We start from the raw sequence: 21,871 nt of genomic DNA, 5'->3' as shown, positions 1-21,871 counted from the left end.
CATTCGTTCAAATTTCGGCTGTTATGTTAGATTTGTAGCGTCAATTTTTATGTAGACGTTATTGTGCTGCAGATTAAAATAAAAAAGCATAGCTGATGAAATTTGGAGTTGTAATATTTCCCGGATCTAATTGTGATGAAGATATCATTCACGTATTAGAAAAAATAATGGGTCAAGAAGTGGTTAGACTTTGGCATAAAGATCATGACCTTCAAGGTGCCGAATTTATTATATTGCCAGGCGGTTTCTCTTTTGGAGACTACCTGCGCTCTGGCGCTATTGCCCGTTTTTCGCCCATTATGCAACAGGTTATTCAGTTTGCCGAAAAAGGTGGTTATGTAATGGGTATCTGCAACGGTTTTCAGATACTGACTGAAGCGGGTTTGTTGCCGGGTGCATTATTGCACAATAACCATCGTAAGTTTGTTTGCCGTAATATTTACATGAAAGCAGAAACCACAAACGCATTGGTTACTGCACAAATTAATCCTGAGCGTGCACTTAAAATTCCGGTAGCACATGGCGAGGGCAACTACTTTGCCGATGCAGAGTTATTGCAATCGTTAAAAGATAACGACCAGATATTGTTTCGCTATTGCGATGAGTCAGGCAACGTAACGCCCGATTCGAACCCTAACGGATCATTAGAAAATATTGCAGGCATCACCAATAAAAACCGTAACGTATTTGGTTTTATGCCGCACCCTGAGCGTGCTGCAGACCCTATACTTGGTAATGAGGATGGCCTTGCCATTTTTGAATCTATCCTATCAATGGTTAAGGCCTGATGCCTGTGCTGGTTGTCGATATAGGGAACACATTTACCAAGGCAGCCATATTTGAGGAGGATGAGCTGATACACGCCGAGTATTTTACAGATTTAGCGGCATCAACTATAGATACTTTTTTAACGAAGTATAGCGTTGATAGAGCGATTATATCAACAGTAAAAAAGCAAAACCAGCAATGGGAGCCCGTGTTGCAGCAAAAAATGGCGGTAATATATTTTGATACCGAAATGACCACAGGTATACGCAACCATTACCGTACACCGAAAACTTTGGGCCTTGACAGGCTGGCGGGTGTGGTAGGGGCACATTCCCTATACCCGGATAGAAATAATCTGGTAATAGACGGCGGCACTTGCATTACTTATGATTGGGTTGATGCTGACGGAAATTATTTTGGCGGCAGCATATCACCGGGATTAAATATGCGTTATAATGCACTTAACCACTATACATCGGCTTTACCGGTGGTTAAGCAGGATGCAGCTTTTGATAGCAAAGGGGGCGACGATACAGAGACCTCTATACGCTCAGGCGTACAAAACGGAATAAAATACGAGCTGCTGGGCTTTATTGAAAGCTACGCTTACAACGGGCAGCAACTAAATATTATACTAACCGGGGGTGATAGTAATTTTTTTGATAGCCTGTTAAAAAATAGCATCTTTGCCCCCTATATTAAAAATGAACCATACCTGGTTCTAAAAGGATTAAACGCAGCTACAAAAAAGCATAATGACTAGATATACCAAGTTCTTTATTACATTTTTACTTACAGCTATTGTATTTAAAGCCAGCGCGCAGACTACAGCTACTACAAGCTCGCCTTACTCACAATATGGTTTGGGCGATCTGGTTCCAAGCTTATTGCCGCAAAACCTTTCAATGGGCGGTATATCTACCGGTGTTAACACCATCAACAGATATTCAAGTATCAACCCGCAAAACCCTGCATCATATGCAGCTATAGGTTTTACAGTTATTGATGCCGGTATTTATGCTAATCGTCTTTCATTAAGTCAAAGCGGCGAACCGTCGCAAAAAAACGGCAGCTTTAGAATGAGTCATGTCGCCTTTGCTATTCCGGTCACTACCGGCTCGGCGTTGAGCTTTGGTTTGTTGCCTTACAGTCAGGTTGGTTATAATTATACCAAAACTATTAAAGGTTATGGTACAGGTTCAAGCATTGACACCAATGCCACCAATTACATTTACAGCGGCGAGGGTGGCTTAAACAAAGCCTACATTGGTTACGGCTTTTCTATTGCCCGCAGCTTCTTGTTTGGTATCAATGCTTCATATATTTTTGGTAATATTAAGCACAATCAATCTGTCGAGATGCCGCAATTAAACGGCGCCTTAAATACCAGTGTTGAACGCAATAATGCTGTAGGCGGCTGGAACTATGATTACGGTTTTCAATATATATATGATATGTCGCTTACCCGCCACTTAACTTTAGGGTATTCAGGTTCGGCAGGTACGCAGATTACATCAAAAAGCAGCTATATCATCAGCCATTATACATTTGATGTAAGCGGTAACCGCAACGTTAATCTTGATTCTATTGTTAATCAGCAAAATAATCAGTCAAAAATACAACTGCCGCAAGTACATCATTTTGGTGTGTCTTATCAACAGGATTTGAAATTTCTGGTGGGTGCTGATTATTCGATCGGTAAATGGGCCGATTTGCGTATTGACGGCACTAACCCCGGCACCGTTAACAGCAGTACTTTTAATTTAGGCGGACAGTACACCCCAAATATTAACGCGCTTAATAACTGGCTTGCCACTTTGGATTATCGCGCCGGCATTACGCTGGATAACACTTACTACAACGTGCCCAATGTAACCGGGGGCGGTTATACCAATATCAAATCAAAATCAGTTAACCTGGGTGTGGGTATTCCGCTCAGAGGCTCGCAAACCAGTTATTATAAATTGAACCTGGCTGCTGAGTTTGGTCAGCGCGGAACATTGAACAACGGACTGGTAAAAGAGAATTTCATTAATTTCAGAATAGGATTTACGTTGAACGATAAATGGTTCCAGCGCTATAAATTTGATTAATTGAATGATGCATAGTCGGTTAAAACGGTTTATACCTTTTGTTTTCCCGGCATTGCTTTTCGGCGTGCTGTTGTTAAGCGCATGCGAAAATGACCTGAAAAAAATCAAAGAGGTTTCGGCCAAATATACCAGCGCTCCGGTTGATACTATCCGTGGGGCCGAAATAATCTACAGCGACTCTGCTATTGTAAAGGGAAAGATGGTCACGCCCATGATGATCCAGTACAATATCTCAGATCCTTTTTGGATGATGCCTAAAGGCGTGAAAATTATATTTTACGATATTAATACCCAAGAAGATGGTAATATCGTAGCCGACTCGGGCGTGTACCATACCGTGGTGCAAAAAATCGAATTTTATCATCATGTGGTTTATACTACAGCTAAAGGTGATGTTTTCAAATCGGATGAGTTAATCTGGGATCAACAGAAAAAGATCATGTATTCCAACAAACCGGTCCAAATTATAACCGCTACCGGCGATATATTAAATGGAATAAACTTTACCAGTGACGATAAACTGCGTAACCCTCAGATGACGCAATCGACAGGGTCATTCAATGTAAATGACATGCCAACCGGCGATCAGTCGGCAGGCGGTCAATCGCCAGCTAATCAGCCGCCGGTTAACCAGGTACCAACCCTTACTACACCACCGGTAAATCAACAGCAAATTACTACGCCACCGGTTAACCAGCCTGCAGGCCCGGCTATGCCGAAAAAGGCTCCGGCGTCGTTTCAAAAAGCGCCTGTCATACCGAAAAGAAATAAGTAATTTTATCGTAAAAATTTGTATGATAAAATTTTACTAAAAATTGTATCTTGCGCCCTCTTTTTGAGATTACTATTAATAATAAAACAACATAGAATAAGTTTATGGCTATAATGGGTTATCTGCGCGACCGAATGGGTAAAATTGTCGCAGGTGTGATCGGGCTTTCGCTTTTTGCATTTATTGCTACTGAGGCAGTAAGAAGCGGTGGATCTTTTTTTAAAGAAGATAATAATGAATTAGGTTCGGTTGGCGATGAAAAAATCCCTCTGGATAAATTTAATGCTGCGGTTGAGCAAAACCTGGCTCAATTCAGGCAATCGGGCCAAACGCATGTAACGTCGCAAATCACTGCTTATGTACAAGAGAGTGCCTGGAACCAATTAGTTAGCAAAGCTATTTTTACCAAAGAGGTTGAAAAAGTGGGCCTTGCTGTAGGTGGCGACGAAACACAAAATATGCTAACAGGTCCAAATCCAAATCCTCGTGTGGTTCAGGCTTTTACAGACCCGTCAACCGGTAAGTTTGACCCGGCTGCTATAACTAATGCCCAAAATGCTATTAAGAGCATGAAGGACGACGATCCCCAGAGAGCTAAATGGAACGAGTTTGTTACAGACCTTATTGACGGTAAAAAAGCTGAAAAATATCTGGCGCTGGTAAGCAACGGAATTTACATTAACTCGCTTGATGCAAAAGACGGTTACGAGGCTAAAAATAAACTAGCTAACTTTAAATATGCTTTGCTGGAGTACGCTTCGATACCTGATGCTAAAGCCACCCCGACGGATGCTGATTACAGCAGCTACTATGATGAGCATAAAAACGAATTTAAAAATCCGCAGGAGCTAAGAGCTATCAGCTATGTTTCATTCAATGCAGCGCCTTCAAAAGCCGATTCGGCGGTTGTTGAAACGCAGATGAACAAGCTGCTGCCTGATTTTATCAAATCAACAGACGATTCATTGTTTGTTCAGATTAACTCAGAAACTAAGGCGCCGTTAACCTGGCAGGCAAAAGGTCAGCTTGATCCAAAAATTGATAGCATCATGTTTAAGCAGATCCCGGGCTTCATTTATGGTCCGTACCTTTCTGCAGGTGCTTACAAATTATCTAAACTGGTTGCAACCCGCACTTTCCCGGACTCAGTTAAAGCCAGACATATTTTAATTACCGCTGCAGAAGCTGGCGGCCCTGATAAAGCTATGGCCAGAGCCGACTCGTTAAGGAAATTAATTGAAAGCGGTAAAGGAAATTTCGCTGCTTTAGCTCAAACTTTTTCTGCCGATAAAGTATCGGCTGCCAAAGGGGGGGATTTAGGTACTTTTGGTCGTGGCGCTATGGTGCAGTCGTTTGACGATGCTGTTTTTAGCGGGAAAAAAGGCGACCTGAAAGTAGTTACGACTCAGTTTGGCGTTCACGTTATTGAGATCGAGGATCAAAAAGGATCATCAAAAGTAGTTAAAGTTGCTACTGTTGATAAACCGCTAACGGCAAGCACTACTACGCAATCTGCTGCTTACAGCAAAGCGCAAACTTTCCTGGCATCCATCAATAAAGATAACTTTGATGCTGAGGCTACTAAAGAAGGTTTAAAAATTCAGAAAGCTGACGATATACAAGGTACTGCCGCTGCTTTACCTGGCTTATTTGAGGCTCGTGAATTGGTTAGATGGGTATTTAAAGCAAAACAAGGCGAAATTAGCGACCAGGTATTCACTTTGGGCGACCAATACGTGGTTGCTCATTTAACTACAGTTAAACCTAAAGGCATTTTGTCGCTTGACCTGGTTAAAGACAAAATCAAACCTGAAGTAATTAAGCAGGTAAAAGGCAAAATGCTGTCAGATAAATTTGCCGCTGCTGCAAATGGCGCAACTTCTGTTGATCAGGTTGCCCAAAAGGTGGGTGTTAAAGTGGTGCCTGTACAAAACATTGTTTTTGCTAACCCTGTTATACCAGGCTCATCGGCCGAGTATAAGCCAATTGGTACCGTATTTGGTTTAGCGGTTAACAAGTTGTCGAAACCAATTGCGGGCCAGCAAGGTGTCTATGTATTACAGGTTGATGGCTTTATTAATCCGGCACCGCTTACCAACGCTGTCAGAGAGAAAGAACAAATGGCCAGCGCCTTGTTACAGCGTATAGAAGGATCGCTGTTTGATGCCTTGAAAGATAAGGATAATGTAAAAGATAACAGAGCTAAGATACTCTAATCAATATTTAAAGTAATTTTGTATCCGGGATAACGTTGCTAATACGTATCCCGGATTTTTATTTTATTGGAAATGGAAATACAAGAGAACTTTGTGAATAAAGTGGCGCAGAGTGGTTTGGTAACTTTGGACCCTGCCGAATTTTACACCCCGGGCAACCGCGTGGTTTACGATATAAAAGACAACCTGTTTCATGGCCTTATATTGCGGGAAAAGGATTTTCGCGACTTTGTAAAGGGTCATGACTGGACCCAATACCAGGATAAACTGGTGGCGCTTACCTGCACAGCCGATGCTATTGTACCTGCCTGGGCGTATTTATTGTTGGCAAACCGTATGGCGCCTTATGCTAAAGAGGTTGTTTTTGGCGATTTAGAGACTCTGGAGACTGTTTTATATACGAAAGCGTTCGCTGGTATCGACGTGGAGCAATATCGCGACCAGCGGCTTGTAATTAAGGGCTGTGGGGATATCGACGTGCCGGTGTCGGCTTATGTGGAATTAGGCAAGAAATTGACGCCGGTGGTAAAAAGCCTCATGTTTGGCGAGCCATGCTCAACCGTGCCTATTTATAAACGTAAAGACTAAATTGCAGACGTGGCCGTTTTATATAAAAAAACAAGGAGATATTGATTTTTGTAGCGCTATAGCTATATTACCCCCTAATTGCAATACCTTTTTGTTATAAACTATTAAATGAAGTATTTACTGCTGGTAATATTTGCATTAGGCGCTAATGTCACTTTTGCCCAAGAGCTTAAGGATATTAACGAACCGGTATTTAAAGCCGGCGAAGAGTTGACTTATAAGTTTAGATACGGCATCTTTACCGGCGCGGAGGGGCACCTTAAAGTTGAAGACGGCGAAAAGATAGACGGGCACCCCACATTCCACATCATTGCCGACGGTAAAACGGCCGGCACATTCGATTTTTTTTACAAAGTACGCAACCGTTATGAAAGTTATGTAGACCGTTCGACACTGTTGCCATACCTGTATGTTGAGAATAGGAAAGAAGGGAGCTGGAAGCATACAGATAAAGTAAAGTTTAATCAAAGCGAGGGTAAAATAGTAGCCAATAAAGGTACTTTTCTGACCAAAGGCAAGACGTTTGACTTTGTATCGGCATATTACTTTGCCCGCGGGCTCGATATATCTAAAATTAAAGTGGGCGATAAATTTGAACTACCTTATTTTTTGGATGACGGGGTTTATACACTAAGTATTACTTACGTAGGGAAGGAAATAATGGATAGCAGTATCGGCAAATTCAACTGCCTGAAATTTAACCCCACTATAATACCGGGTCGGATCTTTAAAAAAGACAGTAAGCTGTATTTGTGGATAACAGATGATGCAAACCGGATACCGGTAAAAGCAAATGTAGGCCTGATAGTGGGTAGTGTTACCATGGAATTAACTGATGCTAAAGGGTTGAAGTACCCGCTTAACCCGTTAAAATAAATGAAATGATGATAGAGGTTGGTAGTGTGCTGGTACACGAGGATGTTGTACGTGAAAACTTTGTTTGTAACCTTACCAAATGTAAAGGAGCCTGCTGTTTAGAGGGCGACTCAGGCGCTCCGTTAGATCACAGTGAGTTGCATATTCTGAATGAAATATATCCGAAGGTAAAACCTTACATGACTGAAAAAGGAATTGCTACCATTGAGGAAAACGGCACCTATGTGACCGATTTTGAAGGTGATTACACCACTCCCTGTGTAGACACCAATAAAGAATGCGCCTATGTAATATGGGAAGGCGGCATCACCAAATGTGCTATCGAAAAGGCGTACGAAGAAGGGGCGGTTGATTGGAAAAAGCCTATTTCTTGTCATTTATATCCTATCCGTATTACGAAATACCCTGAATTTGATGTACTGCATTATGATCGCTGGAGTATATGCAGCCCCGCCTGTAGTTTCGGCGATGAGCTAAAAGTGCGTGTTCATGAGTTTTTGAAAGGCCCGCTTACCCGCAAATATGGCCAGGTATGGTATAGTGAATTAGAAGAGGCTGTTACTGCATTTGACGAAGCTAAATAAAAGTATTTTTATTTTTTTTAAACAATACTACTTAATAAAGCTTATCATCAATCATAACTAACCAGTTTCTGCAATAAAAGTGTATTATTGCAGCAGACTTAATCAATTACAATGAAAGTAGCTTTAATTACCGGCATCACCGGTCAGGATGGTGCCTATCTCGCAGAATTTTTACTAAAAAAAGGGTATGAGGTGCATGGTATTAAAAGACGTTCGTCATTATTTAATACCGATCGTATTGACCACCTGTACGCTGATCCGCACGAACAGAATGTTAAATTCAAGTTGCACTACGGCGACCTTACAGATTCAACGAATTTAATAAGGCTGATACAAGAGATTCAGCCGGATGAGATTTATAACCTGGGCGCGATGTCGCACGTACAGGTGAGCTTTGAAACACCTGAATATACCGGTAATGCAGACGGTATTGGTACACTGCGCATTCTAGAAGCGGTAAGACTGCTGGGCTTAACGCAAAAAACCCGTATCTATCAGGCCTCAACTTCTGAACTGTATGGTTTGGTACAGGCAGTTCCTCAAAGTGAAACTACGCCGTTTTACCCACGCTCGCCGTATGCTGTTGCTAAGCTATATGGCTATTGGATTATTGTAAACTATCGCGAAGCTTACAACATGTACGCTTGTAACGGCATCTTGTTTAACCACGAGAGCCCGATACGTGGGGAAACTTTCGTAACCCGTAAAATTACACGTGCGACATCTAAAATTGCTTTGGGTTTGCAAAACTGCCTTTACTTAGGTAACCTTTCTGCGCAACGCGACTGGGGCCATGCCAAAGACTATGTTGAAGCGATGTGGTTATTGCTGCAACAAGACAAAGCCGAGGATTATGTCATTGCCACTGGTGTAACTACCACTGTCAGAGATTTTGTACGTATGGCTTTTGATGAAGTTGGCGTTACATTGGAGTTTAGCGGTAAAGACGAAAATGAACGTGGTGTAGTTATAGACATTGATAAGGAAAAACAAAAAGAGCTTAATCTGGATCCGGAACTGTTAAAAATTGGCCAGACTGTAGTTAAAATCGATCCTAAATATTTCAGGCCAACCGAGGTTGACTTGTTGATTGGCGACCCAACTAAAGCTCAAAAACAATTAGGCTGGAAACCAAAATATGATTTAGCCGGATTGGTTAAAGATATGATGGAGTCAGACCTGCATTTGGTTAAAAAAGACGATTATTTGAAAAAAGGTGGTTTCAAAATCATGAACTACTTCGAATAGGCGTATCTTTTCTACTAAATCTACTTCCATGAAAAAGATCATTAGCAGTGTAATATTGCTTCTAATATTTGTTAAGGTTGGTATGGCTCAGGCTACATACCAACCTTATTCATATCAGTTCTATCAGAAATTTAATGAGGAGCTGTATTCTACCAAAACCCGTATTCATACAGCTTTAAAATCGTACATCATTGACAGCAATCTGCAACGCAAGTATGATTCATTGATGAATTATGGTGTAGATACATCGAGGCGCCACAGCTGGTTATACCGTAAGATCTTTAATGAACACCTGTTCGACGTCAAACAAAAAGACTTTACTTTTTTTGGCGATTTTATGCCTGATTTGGTAATAGGCCGCGACTTTTCAGGGCACAAAACCACCTGGCTGAATACGCGCGCCTATCAGCTTGGAGGTACTGTAGGCAAGAACTTTTATTTTTACTCAAGCGGTTCAGAAAACCAGGCTGTATTTCCTGAATATTTAGATACCTATATCAATCAGGTGGGTATTGTACCTGGCCGGGCTTATGACCGCAGCTATCAAAAGAAAACTAAAGATTGGTCTGATGTCAGTGCAGTTGTTTCTTACACGCCTATAAAATACCTGAATATTACTTTAGGTAATGATAAAACCTTTATTGGGGACGGCTATCGTTCTGTTGTATTATCTGATTATGCCTCAAATTATCCATTTTTAAAGCTGACTGCTAATTTGGGTAATGTGCGGTATATGGCCATGTGGGCATATATGACAGACCCGCCATCTCCCTTAAATAATTACGTAAACGGTTACAACCGCAAATGGGGGATATTTCACTATTTGGATTGGAACGTAAGTAATCGCGTGTCATTGGGTTTCTTTGATGCTGTTATTGCTGCCGACAGGGATTCTGTTACTAATGCACATCGCGGATTGGACCCTGCTTATTTAGATCCGATTGTTTTTTTAAGACCGGTAGAGGCCTCCAACGGCTCACCGGATAACGCAATGATAGGTTTTACCGGAAAATATAAGATTACTGATGGCATAACCGCTTATGGCCAATTTGTATTGGACGAGTTCAGATCTGTTGATTTCTTTTCAGGAAAAGGTAGCTTCAGGAATAAATATAGCTGGCAATTGGGCTTAAAAGGGGCAAATTTGTTTAGTGTTAAAAACCTGAACTACCTGGCCGAATATAACGGCGCTTTGCCATATACCTACTCTGAAACTATGTCTATTAAAAACTATAGCGAACAGGGCGAACCGTTGGCACACCCTTGGGGGGCAAATTTTAAAGAATTGGTAGGCTTACTTAACTATAGCTATAAGCGCTTCGACTTTAGCGGCGAATTAGATTATGGTCACTACGGGTTGGATATAAATGGCTTAAATTATGGTAAAGACATATTTAAGCTGTACAATAATCCGGCGCGCGAATATGGAAATTACATAGGCCAGGGATTAACAACTAATATGGCTTATGCCGAAGGTAAGGTAGCTTACCTCCTTAACCCTAAATATAACCTTAGGATTGAGTTAGGTGGTGTTTATCGTGTGGAAAGTAATTCGCAGTTCAAAGACAAAACCTCCATGATAACGATAGGCTTGCGAAGCTCTTTCAGGCAGATATATAACGACATAGCAAGTTACCAGGCTCATTAGTCGGGGTATATACATTTAAAGGTAAAAGGGCTTTTCGTTACTACGAAAAGCCCTTTTACTTTTAATACTAAAAAATGTCATTCGACCAGGGGAGAAATCCATACAAGCACCAAGAACGTCATATATCAATATATAGATTTCTCTCTTCGTTCAAAGTGACAAACCGGAAGATCGTGTTCGAAGTTATTTTTTAACTGGCGATAGTAGTAGTACTGCTTTTTATACCAATGGCCCTTACTTGCGTTGCGATAGCTGCCGCGTCATAACCGCACTCGGCCCAAAGCTCTGGTTGTTCGCCGTGCTCAATAATACGATCAGGGATACCCAGGCGTATTACCTGTGCATTGTAGTTGTTATCGGCCATAAACTCTAATATGGCACTACCCATGCCTCCTTCAAGGCAGCCATCCTCAACGGTAATTACTTTGCCAAACTTGCTAAATACTTCGTGTAGTAAAACTTCATCTAAAGGCTTTACAAAGCGCATATCGTAATGTGCAGGGTAGTAACCCTCGGTATTTAATTCTTGAATAGCTTTTACGGCCTGGTTACCAACGTGGCCAATAGTTAATATAGCCACATCTTCGCCATCAGTTAACTTACGGCCTTTACCTACCGGTATGGCTTTAAACGGGCGTTGCCAGTCAACCATTACCCCGTTGCCCCGCGGATAGCGTATTACAAACGGACCCATATCGTCCTGCTGTGCCGTATACATCAGGTTGCGCAACTCTTCTTCATTCATCGGTGCCGACACTGTCATATTGGGTATGCAGCGCATAAAAGCCAAATCGTAAGCGCCATGATGGGTAGGCCCGTCGGCACCGGCAATACCGGCGCGGTCAAGGCAAAATATCACGTTTAGCTTTTGTATCGCCACGTCATGGATCACCTGATCATAGGCACGTTGCATAAAGCTGGAGTAGATGTTACAAAACGGTATTAAACCCTGCGTAGCTAAACCCGCCGAAAATGTTACGGCGTGTTGCTCAGCAATGCCTACGTCAAATGCACGGTTTGGCATTGCCTTCATCATCAGGTTTAATGAACAGCCCGACGGCATAGCGGGAGTAATACCCATAATTTTAGGATTAGCTTCGGCTAGTTCAATAATACTATGGCCAAACACATCCTGGTATTTTGGTGGCTGTGGCTTGTCGTATGTGGCCTTTTTGATTTCGCCGGTTATCTTGTCAAACAAACCGGGAGCGTGCCATTTGGTCTGATCCTTTTCGGCAAGTGCATAGCCTTTGCCTTTGGTAGTGATGCAATGTAAAAGTTTTGGCCCCGGTATATCGCGCAGGTCATTTAAAACCTTAACCAGGTTTTTAACATCATGTCCGTCAATCGGTCCAAAATACCTGAATTTCAAGGCCTCAAAAAAGTTACTTCTCTTAAGCAGAGTGCCTTTAATGCTTTTCTCTATTTTTTGCACCAGGTTATAAGCGTCAGGGCCTATTGACGATATTTTGGCCAGTACGCCGGCAATATCATCCCTGAACCGGTTATATGGTTTTGAAACAGTTATTGAGGTCAGATAATCTTTTAAAGCGCCAACATTAGGGTCAATGGCCATATTGTTGTCGTTAAGAATAACCAGTAAGTTTGAATTTTCAATCCCCGCGTGGTTCAGTGCCTCGAAAGCCATACCAGCAGTCATCGAGCCATCGCCAATCACAGCAACGTGCTGGCGGTCGATTTCGCCTTTATATTGCGATGCTACTGCCATACCCAGAGCTGCAGAAATAGAAGTTGATGAGTGTCCCACACCAAAAGTGTCATACTCGCTTTCGGCACGCTTAGGGAAACCACTGATACCGCCATAAATGCGGTTGGTATCAAATACCTGCCGGCGGCCGGTCAGTATTTTATGGCCGTAGGCCTGGTGGCCAACGTCCCACACTAATTGGTCGTAAGGGGTATTTAGTACATAATGCAGGGCAACGGTAAGCTCAACCACGCCCAGGCTGGCGGCAAAGTGCCCGCCATTTACAGATACCACGTCAATAATATATTGACGCAGCTCCTGGCAAACCTGCTCTAATTGCTCTTCACTAAGCTTCTTTAAATCAGAGGGATAGTTGATGTTTTCTAATAAATCACCGGCTTTTACCTGCATTGATATTTATACGACTATTATAACTTACAAAGTAACTAAGTTTAATTTATAATTTAAGGATATTTTGGTAATGTCTGTGTCTAAAAAATAATTATCCAATTTACCGGTCTTATTTTGGCTGATTAATTTCAATATTCTGCTTTTTTACCGGTATGATTTTGCTGAAAACGAAATGAATAAGCAGTGCAATAAAAGACCAGTATACGGCACAACCAAGTACCCGGATAGGTGGCGCCGGATCAGGATCATTCAGTACTAAAGATAATGGGCCAACCAAAATAACTTTTATAGGATATATCACAGCAGCCATTGTGCGTTTCCAGGCTATTGGCGAATTGGTGCCCGCAAACCAGTCGCCATTTACGGGTACTAAAATCAGGTTGGTAATCATTATAAAGGCAAACGCCGATGCCAGGAATATCAGGGTAAACTTTTTTCTGGAAAGTTTCATGTTTTTTAATTTAAAAAGTACTTTGTATTTCAAAGTTAAAACAGAATATTCATATTTCAAAATTTTTAAAAAAATCAGTGGCGTGCTATGGAAATTGCTATCGCGATAGCAATGGCAAAAAATTGTATTTTTACAGCAACATATGGAGCAAGAAGGCTTTGAGATAAAACTACCCCAGTTTGAAGGTCCGTTTGACTTGTTGTTGTTCTTTATTGAGCGCGATGAGCTGGACATACAGGACATACCTATTGCCCGTATTACTGACGACTTTCTGAACTATATTCACCACATGGTGAGCCTGAATATTGAGCTGGCCAGCGAGTTTATTTTTGTTGCCGCTACCTTGATGCGCATTAAGGCTAAAATGCTGCTTCCCCGCCATGAAAGCGAAAGCCCGGAAAACGAAGTAGACACCCGCGAGGAACTGATACGCAAATTGGTTGAGTACAAGAAATTCAAGGTAGTGTGCGAGGAATTGCGCCCCATGGAAGAGGAGCGCCTGATGCAGGAACGTCGCGGCAATATAGCTGCCGATGTGGAAAGCGCAGAACGTGCGGCCACCCCTGGCGAAGAACTAACCGACCTGACGTTATATCGCCTGATGATGGTTTATAACCGCATGATGCGCAATTACCAAAACCGTAGTGAGCAGGTTACCCACACCGTAGTACAATACCCGTACACCATTGAAAAGCAAAAAAAAGCTATTGACGATCTGCTGCGTATCAACAAAATGATGGATTTTAAGGCCATCGCCCGTGAGTCTGAAAATAAGGTGCATTTTGTATATAACTTCTTAGCCGTACTGGAGATGCTGCAACAGGAACTGATCGATATCCAAATTGGTTTAGGGTATAATAACTTTTGGATATCGGCTAAGGGAGCGAGCAGTGATTAGTTGATTAGAGATTAGGTTTGGATGTCACCCAGCTTGTCGAAGGGCGAGCGCCGGCCTTTGCCCTCATGCTTCGACGGGTTCAGCATGACAGCGCCCCGCTCCACACTATATCCCCAACGTAACAAACCTGTTCATCGACTTTCATCTGCCCTTAAAAATCAGCATATTTAGAGTTCAATCATTTTGAATGAAAAAATTACTGATCTCCGCCATTGCCCTTGGGGCTTGTCTTACTGCGTCTGCGCAAAAAAATAACAAAAAACCACTGGATCATTCTGTATTTGATGGGTGGCAGAGTGTCACCGGCGAGAGTATTAGTAATGATGGCGCGGGGGTATTTTATACCATAAAACCTCAGGCAGGCGACGCGCAACTCGTTATCACCAACCCTAAACAAACCGGCAAGACGATTATCCCCCGGGCAGATACTGCCCGGTTTACGTCCGACTCAAAATATGTGATCACGTTAATCAGACCTTTTTACCAGGAGGTGCGCCAATTGCGGATTAAAAAGAAGAAGCCCTCCGAGTTTCCAAAAGATACGCTGGGGATTATAACCCTGGGGCAGTCGGGTATAGAAAAGGTGCCATCGGTGCGCAACTTTAAGACGGCAGAGAAAGCACCGGTTATAGCCTACTTTATCCCTGCAGATAGCAGCGCCGTAGCCAAACAAAAACCTGTGGATACCGCAAAAGCTGCCGCCAATGCGCCGGACGCTGAGTTGACAGTGAGGCAGTTGGCTACCGGCAAAAGCAAAACCTTTAAATATGTTACCGACTATCAACTTAACAAAACGGGTACTTTGCTGGCGTTCTCCGTATCGGCGCCTAAAAAGGTGAAAGATGTTAAGGCCGGCATATTTATTTATGATATCAGCCATGAATCATTGAAACATATCAGCACAGGCAATGGTACTTACCGCAATTTGCTGTTTGATGACGCCGGTACGCAGTTGGCTTTCGTAGCCGAAAAGCATCCGGAGAAAGTAAAGATTAAACCTTACAGCCTGTACTATTATAATTTCGGGGCAGATAGCGCTGTGATATTATCGGCGCCAAATTCAAACGGAATGGCTGATAACTGGGCCGTGAGCGAAAACGGTCGCCTGCAGTTTAGTAAAGATGGCAAGAGCCTTTACTTCGGCACAGCGCCTATCCCTAAACCGGTTGATACGACCATTGTTGATTTTGAAGTGGCCAAGCTTGATATCTGGAATTATAAGGAAGATTACCTGCAATCGCAGCAATTGCATAACCTGAACCGCGACCTGCGCCGCAGTTACCTGGCGGTTGTTCACCCGGCAAATGGCGCTAAAACCATTCAACTGGGCGATAAAGCCATCATGAACATATCTATCCCCGATAATTATAAAGGTGATTATGTTTTAGGTGTAAGCGATACCGGTGCACGCGTTTCAGCACAGTGGGAGGGCTACTCACGCCAGCAAGCCTTTTTGATCAATATCAATACGGGCTCGCGCCAGTTGATCAACCCGGGCTTAAAGGCAAATTATGATATATCGCCCGATGGTAAGTTTGTGTTATGGTTCGACGCTAAAAAACAAAATTGGGTAAGCTACAACATCGCCACCGGCAAAAAAATAAACCTTAATACCAACGTGCATACCAAAATGGGACAGGAGGATAATGATATGCCTGACGATGCCTCGCCTTATGGGGTAGCCGGTTGGGAAGAGGGGGATAAAAGCGTGTTGATTTACGACCGGTATGATATCTGGAAAGTAGACCCGGTTACTGCTGCTGCGGTGAACCTCACCAACAACATAGGTAGATTGAATAAGTTGATCTTTCGCTATCGGGCTACTGATCCGGAAGAGAAGTCAATCTCGTCGACCAAGCCGCTTTGGTTGCTTACACAGAATGAAAAGAACAAGCAGTGGGGGTATTATAAAAAAGCTTTAAATGCTACAGGCAATCCAGAGAAGGCGGTAATGGCGCCTTACACCTACAGCACACTGCGCAGAGCTAAAGATGCTGATCTATTCATCTACACCAAATCAAACTACCAGCATCCGGCCGATCTGTATGCCTCAACCGATCTGAAAACAGAGACCAAACTGAGCGCTATTAATCCGCAGCAAGCCGATTACAATTGGGGTACTGCCGAACTGGTCCACTGGACAACGCCAAAAGGTCACCCGGGCACGGGTATTCTTTTCAAGCCTGAAAACTTCGACCCAAAGAAAAAGTACCCGATGATTGCCTATTTCTATGAAAAAGTATCAGAGACACTGTACAATTATATTCCACCGGCACCTACACCTTCGCGCTTGCCGATATCTTACTTTGTAAGTAATGGCTATTTGGTGTTTACGCCTGATATTAGCTATGAAACCGGCCATCCGGGTAAATCAGCCGTTGAGTATGTAAACTCGGGGGTTGCGGCTTTGAAAAAGAATGCCTGGGTTGATGGTAAGCATATAGGCATACAAGGCCAAAGCTGGGGCGGTTACCAGGTGGCCTACCTGATTACGGCTACCAATATGTATGCTGCGGCCTGGGCCGGCGCACCGGTAGCCAACATGACCTCGGCTTATGGCGGTATCCGCTGGGAGAGTGGTAATAATCGCCAGTCGCAGTATGAGCATACCCAAAGCCGTATTGGAGCCAGTCTGTGGCAAAGGCCTGATCTGTATATCGAGAACTCGCCTTTATTTCACTTCCCGAACGTGCACACGCCTGTGGCTATTATGAGTAATGATGCCGATGGAGCAGTGCCATACTATCAGGGTATTGAAATGTTTACGGCTTTGCGCAGACTGGGTAAACCGGTTTGGCTGCTCATGTATAATGGCGAGGCGCATAACCTGGTACAGCGCCAAAACCGTAAAGACATTACTATACGCGAGCAGCAGTTTTTTGACCATTTTCTGAAAGGCGCACCAATGCCTGAGTGGATGGCTACCGGCGTGCCTGCGACAGAAAAAGGGAAAGATTGGGGATTTGAATTAAGCAAATAACAGCAAATCAATACGCAATAAAACCGCTTTTTTAGTGGCCGAATAGCCGGGGACAGTTATTAACATATCTGCAAAGTTTTGCACGGATAGCTTTAAATCCAGTAATTCTGTAGTCTAAAAGGTTAATCTTTACTAAATTAGCGGCGATTTTAAATATCACAATGAAAAGAGACAAACTTATATTCGAGCTGTTAGACGAAGAGCAACAGCGCCAGGAAGAAGGATTAGAGCTTATAGCGTCTGAAAACTTTGTAAGCAGGCAAGTTATGGAAGCGGCAGGTTCTGTTGCAACCAATAAATATGCTGAAGGCCTGCCGGGCAAACGTTACTATGGTGGCTGCCAGATAGTTGATGAAATTGAAACCATAGCTATTGAGCGCGCCAAACAATTGTTTAACGCCGAATGGGTTAACGTGCAGCCGCACTCAGGCGCGCAAGCTAATGCTGCAGTGATGCTGGCCTGTCTGCAACCAGGCGACAAGATCTTAGGTTTTGACCTTTCGCACGGTGGGCACTTAACGCACGGTTCGGGTGTAAACTTTTCAGGTAAGTTGTATGTGCCGTTTTTCTACGGAGTTAAAAAAGAAACCGGGTACGTTGACTATGAGCAACTGGAAGCAGTAGCCCTAAAAGAAAAACCGAAAATGATTATCTGCGGTGCCTCGGCATACTCACGCGATTGGGATTACGCCCGTATTAGAGCAGTTGCCGACAAAATTGGTGCATTGGTATTGGCAGATATTTCTCACCCTGCAGGTTTAATTGCCCGTGGATTGTTGACTGATCCGCTGCCGCATTGTCATATTGTTACTACCACTACCCATAAAACATTACGTGGTCCACGTGGCGGCCTGATCATGATGGGGAAAGACTTTGAAAACCCATGGGGATTAAAAACCCCGAAAGGAGAAACCAAAATGATGTCAAATCTTTTGGATATGGCAGTTTTTCCAGGCACACAGGGTGGCCCGCTTGAACATATTATTGCCGCTAAAGCAGTTGCGTTTGGCGAAGCCCTGTCTGAACAGTATATGAAATATATTACCCAGGTTAAGAAAAATGGCGCAGCAATTGCAAAGGCTTTCTTAGACAGGGGCTATGAGATTGTGTCGGGTGGTACCGATAACCATTTAGTGCTGATAGATTTGCGTAACAAAAACGTAACCGGCAAAGCTGCCGAGAACGCTTTGGTTAAAGCAGATATTACCATTAATAAAAATATGGTGCCGTTTGATGACAAGTCGCCATTTATTACCTCAGGTATCCGTATAGGTACTGCTGCCGTAACTACCCGCGGCATGAAAGAGAAACAAATGGAAACCATAGTGGAGCTGATTGATGAAGTAATTAATGATCCGGAAAACGAACATTCTTTGGAGAAAGTTCGTAAAAAGGTCCATAAGCTAACGGAAAAGTTTCCGTTATACAAGGAATAGCCATTATAAATGAATCAAACGCAACAAGTCGTAACAGATAATGAAACTAAGCGCCTCAAGGCGCTTAGTTCATACCATGTGTTAGACACGTTGCCGGAGAAGGAATATGATGCCATTACCCGCCTGGCCTCTTACATTTGCCAGGTACCCGTTGCGCTTATTTCGCTGGTTGACGGCGACAGGCAATGGTTCAAATCAAAAGTTGGTTTAGAGCTCGACCAGACCTCGCGTGCAGATGCTTTTTGCGCGCATACCATCCTCACTGACGAGTTGATGGAAATAACCAACGCGCCCGAGAACGATACCTTTAAAGACAATGTGTTGGTTACCGGCGAGCTGAATATTCGCTTTTATGCCGGTGCCCCGCTTATTGATCCTGAGGGACATCGTTTAGGATCATTATGTGTTATTGACACCGTACCACGACAGCTTACCGCCGAACAACGCGATGCTTTACGTACATTGGCCGATGAGGTAATGTCACACTTTTTATTGCGTAAGCAAAAGCGCGAACTTCAGGAATCATTAGACGCACATAAAGAATTTTATAGCCTGTTCGACTCATCTCCCGAATTGCATTTGATTGCCAATGAGGACGCCAGTATCCAGTTCATTAACAAAGCGGTGACTCATATTCTAGGCTACACACCCGAGCAATGTATCGGCAAGCCACTGTGGAGCTTCGTGGCAGGCGTAGGCCGGGAAGAGTTTGTTCCGCTAATTGAAAAGGCCAAGGCTACCGGTCAGGCTTTTGATCTGGAAACACGCACTTACAATGTTGACGGTAGCGAGAAATGGATAGGCTGGTGCGGCATCTACAAGGCCGGTAAATGGTATTCAAACGGCAGAGATGTTACCTATCAGAAAAAACTGACAGCCGAATTAGAGCAGTTGTCGCTGGTGGCCAGTAAGATTATCAATGGCGTGATGATTGCCGACGCGAAAGATAATATCATCTGGACGAACGATGCTTTTGAAAAAATTACCGGCTTTAGTTTTGACGATGTAAAAGGTAAGCGCCTGCGCGATATAATTGTAGGTAAGGATGACTATCATAATCCGATGCAGCAGTATACCGATTTGATAGCCACAAAAAAATCGTACTCTGTCCATGTTTATGCTACGCGTAAAGATAGGCAGCAGGTGTGGTTATCGTTAATCACTACAGTTATTTATGACGATAAGGGTGAGGTGGACAAATATATCCGGGTTATTTCAGATATCACCCAACGTAAAAATGCCGAGCGCGATGTAGAGATATTGTCATTTGCGGCTCGCAAATCGCCCAGCGGCATGATGAGCCGTAGCGCAGATAGTACGGTTATCTGGATGAATGAAGCGATGGAAAGGATGACTGGCTACACCCTGGAAGAGATGAAGGGTAAGCGCTTTGGTAAGATACTGATAGGTAAAGATACGGATATGGCCGTGTTTGAATCGGCATTGAAGGCAGTTCAGGAAAGCCGCTCGTACAGCTGCGAAATATTGATTTATCCAAAAAATCATGAACCCATATGGGTCGCCATGTCAAATAGCCCTTTGCTAAATGATGCCGGCGATGTTGAACGTCAGGTTACCACAATGATAGACATCACAGAGCGTAAGAAGGTTGAGGCCGAGCTCAAAATGCTTTCTTTAGTAGCCAGCAATACTACAAGTGGCGTGGTTATCAATAATGCCGCCGGCGAGATAGAATGGGTAAATACAGCCTTCGAGAAAATTACCGGTTATGGCATTGACGATGTACGCAACCAGCATTTGGGCGATATTTTACAGGGCGAACTTACAGACATATCCATTATTCAAAAAGGCCGCGAACTGTCAAAAAATAAACAATCGTTTGAAGTTGACCTGCTTGCCTACCGTAAAGATGGCCAGCCAATGTGGCTTACAGTAATCAACTCGGTTATCCTGAATAAAAAAGGCGAGGTTGATAAATATATTGAGGTTGTAATTGATATCAGTTCTAAAAAGAAGGTTGAGCTGGAACTGATTGCCGCTAAAGAAGAGGCACTTGCGCTTAGCAGGGCCAAGGATATGTTTATCTCGGTAATGAGCCACGAGATACGTACACCATTGAATGCCGTTATTGGCATGTCGCATTTGTTACTGGATGGTCCGAAGCTGGATGCTCAGCAGGAGAATCTGGAAGTACTTAAATTTTCGTCAGACAATTTATTGACCTTGATCAATGACGTATTGGATTTTACCAAGATCGAGACCGGCAACGTAGAGTTGGAGCAGTCAGAAATGCATCTGCGCGATATGGTTCAAGGCGTAACCTCATCTTTGCAATATAAAACTAAAGAAAAAAATATTTACCTTCAGGCCCAAATAGACCCCAGGGTGCCTGATATAGTGATAGGCGATAGCACGAGGCTGTCGCAAATTTTATTAAACATTGCCAGTAATGCGGTTAAGTTTACTACCGAAGGTGGCGTTAAGATTGGTTTGGATGTTATTGATCAAACCCGGAAAAATGTACGCATACGCTTTTCTGTAACTGATACAGGAATTGGCATACCGGGTGATAAATTAAATACGATATTTGAATCGTTTAAACAAGCCGAGGCCAGTACAACCCGCAAATTTGGCGGTACAGGCCTTGGTTTGGCAATTAGTAAGCGCTTAATTGAATTGCACGATTCATTTATAAACGTGGATAGTGTGCCTGGCAAAGGTTCAACATTTTGGTTTACTATTACATTTAATAAAACAGAAAACAAAAAAAGTAATCATTCAAACGTGGAAACAGCTTTAAATATCAGTGTACTTGTGGTTGATGACAATCAGATCAACAGATTATTGATCAATAAGATTTTGACCAAATGGGGCGCACAGATTGATTTTGCAGAAAACGGTGTGCAGGCTGTAAGCAAAATCGAGACTCAAAAGTACGACGTAATATTGATGGATATCCACATGCCCGAAATGGGTGGCTTAGAGGCCACGCAGATTATCCGCAATAAGCCTGAACCATATTTCAAAAACTTGCCGATTATTGCGCTTACGGCTTCAATGCTTACCAGCCAGATGGGCGATATAGGTAACGCAGGTATGAACGATTACATTCTTAAACCTTTCGAACCGAAGATTCTTTTCGAGAAATTAAGCAAATACCAGAAATAGAGATTAGGGGTTGGTGATTAGAGATTAGTTGTCGCGTTTAGGTCTGATCTCTGATCCCTAATTAA

Annotated in this window: 16 protein-coding genes; 14 read left to right on the top strand and 2 right to left on the bottom strand. The window is 43.1% G+C overall.

Annotation, left to right across the window (positions count from 1 at the left end; genetic code table 11):
• The first annotated feature begins 95 nt into the window (after positions 1 to 95).
• From purQ to ACFS5N_RS18800, 10 genes are all read left to right on the top strand, one after another.
• A complete protein-coding gene (purQ, locus tag ACFS5N_RS18845; protein ID WP_377189440.1) occupies positions 96 to 788 on the top strand; it encodes a phosphoribosylformylglycinamidine synthase subunit PurQ in 693 nt (230 codons plus the stop codon).
• Positions 788 to 1,531 (top strand): type III pantothenate kinase, encoded by a 744-nt coding sequence (locus ACFS5N_RS18840; RefSeq protein WP_377189437.1) that lies wholly within the window; start codon positions 788 to 790, stop codon positions 1,529 to 1,531. Before purQ ends, ACFS5N_RS18840 begins: the two co-directional genes overlap by 1 nt.
• Positions 1,524 to 2,861 (top strand): hypothetical protein, encoded by a 1,338-nt coding sequence (locus ACFS5N_RS18835; RefSeq protein ID WP_377189434.1) that lies wholly within the window; start codon positions 1,524 to 1,526, stop codon positions 2,859 to 2,861. Before ACFS5N_RS18840 ends, ACFS5N_RS18835 begins: the two co-directional genes overlap by 8 nt.
• A gap of 4 nt (positions 2,862 to 2,865) precedes the next feature.
• Positions 2,866 to 3,636, top strand: coding sequence for an LPS export ABC transporter periplasmic protein LptC (lptC, locus tag ACFS5N_RS18830; RefSeq protein WP_377189431.1), 771 nt, complete (start codon positions 2,866 to 2,868; stop codon positions 3,634 to 3,636).
• 101 nt (positions 3,637 to 3,737) lie between these two features.
• Positions 3,738 to 5,849 (top strand): peptidylprolyl isomerase, encoded by a 2,112-nt coding sequence (locus ACFS5N_RS18825; RefSeq protein ID WP_377189428.1) that lies wholly within the window; start codon positions 3,738 to 3,740, stop codon positions 5,847 to 5,849.
• A 72-nt stretch (positions 5,850 to 5,921) separates the two neighbouring features.
• Positions 5,922 to 6,437, top strand: coding sequence for a DUF2480 family protein (locus ACFS5N_RS18820; RefSeq protein ID WP_377189425.1), 516 nt, complete (start codon positions 5,922 to 5,924; stop codon positions 6,435 to 6,437).
• Positions 6,438 to 6,545: 108 nt separating this feature from the next.
• On the top strand, positions 6,546 to 7,313 hold the full coding sequence (locus tag ACFS5N_RS18815) for a DUF3108 domain-containing protein (protein WP_377189422.1): 768 nt from the start codon (positions 6,546 to 6,548) through the stop codon (positions 7,311 to 7,313).
• Between the two features lie 8 nt (positions 7,314 to 7,321).
• A complete protein-coding gene (locus ACFS5N_RS18810; protein WP_377189897.1) occupies positions 7,322 to 7,897 on the top strand; it encodes a DUF3109 family protein in 576 nt (191 codons plus the stop codon).
• Between the two features lie 111 nt (positions 7,898 to 8,008).
• Complete coding sequence (gene gmd, locus ACFS5N_RS18805; RefSeq protein ID WP_377189419.1) at positions 8,009 to 9,145, top strand: GDP-mannose 4,6-dehydratase; 1,137 nt, start codon at positions 8,009 to 8,011, stop codon at positions 9,143 to 9,145.
• A 28-nt stretch (positions 9,146 to 9,173) separates the two neighbouring features.
• Complete coding sequence (locus ACFS5N_RS18800) at positions 9,174 to 10,793, top strand: gliding motility protein RemB (protein ID WP_377189415.1); 1,620 nt, start codon at positions 9,174 to 9,176, stop codon at positions 10,791 to 10,793.
• A gap of 190 nt (positions 10,794 to 10,983) precedes the next feature.
• Here ACFS5N_RS18800 and dxs read toward each other — a convergent pair whose 3' ends face one another.
• Positions 10,984 to 12,912 carry a 1-deoxy-D-xylulose-5-phosphate synthase gene (gene dxs, locus ACFS5N_RS18795; RefSeq protein ID WP_377189412.1) on the bottom strand — a complete coding sequence of 643 codons (1,929 nt, stop codon included), beginning with the start codon at positions 12,910 to 12,912 and terminating at the stop codon, positions 10,984 to 10,986.
• 109 nt (positions 12,913 to 13,021) lie between these two features.
• Positions 13,022 to 13,363, bottom strand: coding sequence for a hypothetical protein (locus ACFS5N_RS18790; RefSeq protein WP_377189409.1), 342 nt, complete (start codon positions 13,361 to 13,363; stop codon positions 13,022 to 13,024).
• A 142-nt stretch (positions 13,364 to 13,505) separates the two neighbouring features.
• On the opposite strand from ACFS5N_RS18790, the gene ACFS5N_RS18785 reads away from it, so the two are divergent.
• The 4 genes from ACFS5N_RS18785 (at position 13,506) to ACFS5N_RS18770 (ending at position 21,806) form a co-directional block, all read left to right on the top strand.
• A complete protein-coding gene (locus ACFS5N_RS18785) occupies positions 13,506 to 14,261 on the top strand; it encodes a segregation and condensation protein A (protein ID WP_377189406.1) in 756 nt (251 codons plus the stop codon).
• Positions 14,262 to 14,448: 187 nt separating this feature from the next.
• On the top strand, positions 14,449 to 17,241 hold the full coding sequence (locus tag ACFS5N_RS18780; protein WP_377189403.1) for an alpha/beta hydrolase family protein: 2,793 nt from the start codon (positions 14,449 to 14,451) through the stop codon (positions 17,239 to 17,241).
• Positions 17,242 to 17,402: 161 nt separating this feature from the next.
• Positions 17,403 to 18,677: a serine hydroxymethyltransferase gene (locus ACFS5N_RS18775; protein WP_377189400.1), complete on the top strand. Its 1,275-nt coding sequence runs from the start codon at positions 17,403 to 17,405 to the stop codon at positions 18,675 to 18,677.
• 9 nt (positions 18,678 to 18,686) lie between these two features.
• Positions 18,687 to 21,806, top strand: a complete 3,120-nt coding sequence (locus ACFS5N_RS18770; RefSeq protein ID WP_377189397.1) for a PAS domain-containing protein — start codon at positions 18,687 to 18,689, stop codon at positions 21,804 to 21,806.
• Positions 21,807 to 21,871 lie beyond the last annotated feature (65 nt).

It is taken from the genome of Mucilaginibacter ximonensis, assembly GCF_042686265.1.
Taxonomy (GTDB): domain Bacteria; phylum Bacteroidota; class Bacteroidia; order Sphingobacteriales; family Sphingobacteriaceae; genus Mucilaginibacter; species Mucilaginibacter ximonensis.
The sequence above is the reverse complement of the archived record's forward strand: the minus strand, read 5'-3'. Positions and strand labels throughout refer to the sequence as shown.

Bases quoted from the DNA above. Each gene is read 5' to 3' on its own strand.
- purQ (WP_377189440.1), top strand. From the start codon at position 96: ATGAAATTTGGAGTTGTAATATTTCCCGGATCTAATTGTGATGAAGAT.
- ACFS5N_RS18840 (WP_377189437.1), top strand. From the start codon at position 788: ATGCCTGTGCTGGTTGTCGATATAGGGAACACATTTACCAAGGCAGCC.
- ACFS5N_RS18835 (WP_377189434.1), top strand. From the start codon at position 1,524: ATGACTAGATATACCAAGTTCTTTATTACATTTTTACTTACAGCTATT.
- lptC (WP_377189431.1), top strand. From the start codon at position 2,866: ATGATGCATAGTCGGTTAAAACGGTTTATACCTTTTGTTTTCCCGGCA.
- ACFS5N_RS18825 (WP_377189428.1), top strand. From the start codon at position 3,738: ATGGCTATAATGGGTTATCTGCGCGACCGAATGGGTAAAATTGTCGCA.
- ACFS5N_RS18820 (WP_377189425.1), top strand. From the start codon at position 5,922: ATGGAAATACAAGAGAACTTTGTGAATAAAGTGGCGCAGAGTGGTTTG.
- ACFS5N_RS18815 (WP_377189422.1), top strand. From the start codon at position 6,546: ATGAAGTATTTACTGCTGGTAATATTTGCATTAGGCGCTAATGTCACT.
- ACFS5N_RS18810 (WP_377189897.1), top strand. From the start codon at position 7,322: ATGATAGAGGTTGGTAGTGTGCTGGTACACGAGGATGTTGTACGTGAA.
- gmd (WP_377189419.1), top strand. From the start codon at position 8,009: ATGAAAGTAGCTTTAATTACCGGCATCACCGGTCAGGATGGTGCCTAT.
- ACFS5N_RS18800 (WP_377189415.1), top strand. From the start codon at position 9,174: ATGAAAAAGATCATTAGCAGTGTAATATTGCTTCTAATATTTGTTAAG.
- dxs (WP_377189412.1), bottom strand. From the start codon at position 12,912: ATGCAGGTAAAAGCCGGTGATTTATTAGAAAACATCAACTATCCCTCT.
- ACFS5N_RS18790 (WP_377189409.1), bottom strand. From the start codon at position 13,363: ATGAAACTTTCCAGAAAAAAGTTTACCCTGATATTCCTGGCATCGGCG.
- ACFS5N_RS18785 (WP_377189406.1), top strand. From the start codon at position 13,506: ATGGAGCAAGAAGGCTTTGAGATAAAACTACCCCAGTTTGAAGGTCCG.
- ACFS5N_RS18780 (WP_377189403.1), top strand. From the start codon at position 14,449: ATGAAAAAATTACTGATCTCCGCCATTGCCCTTGGGGCTTGTCTTACT.
- ACFS5N_RS18775 (WP_377189400.1), top strand. From the start codon at position 17,403: ATGAAAAGAGACAAACTTATATTCGAGCTGTTAGACGAAGAGCAACAG.
- ACFS5N_RS18770 (WP_377189397.1), top strand. From the start codon at position 18,687: ATGAATCAAACGCAACAAGTCGTAACAGATAATGAAACTAAGCGCCTC.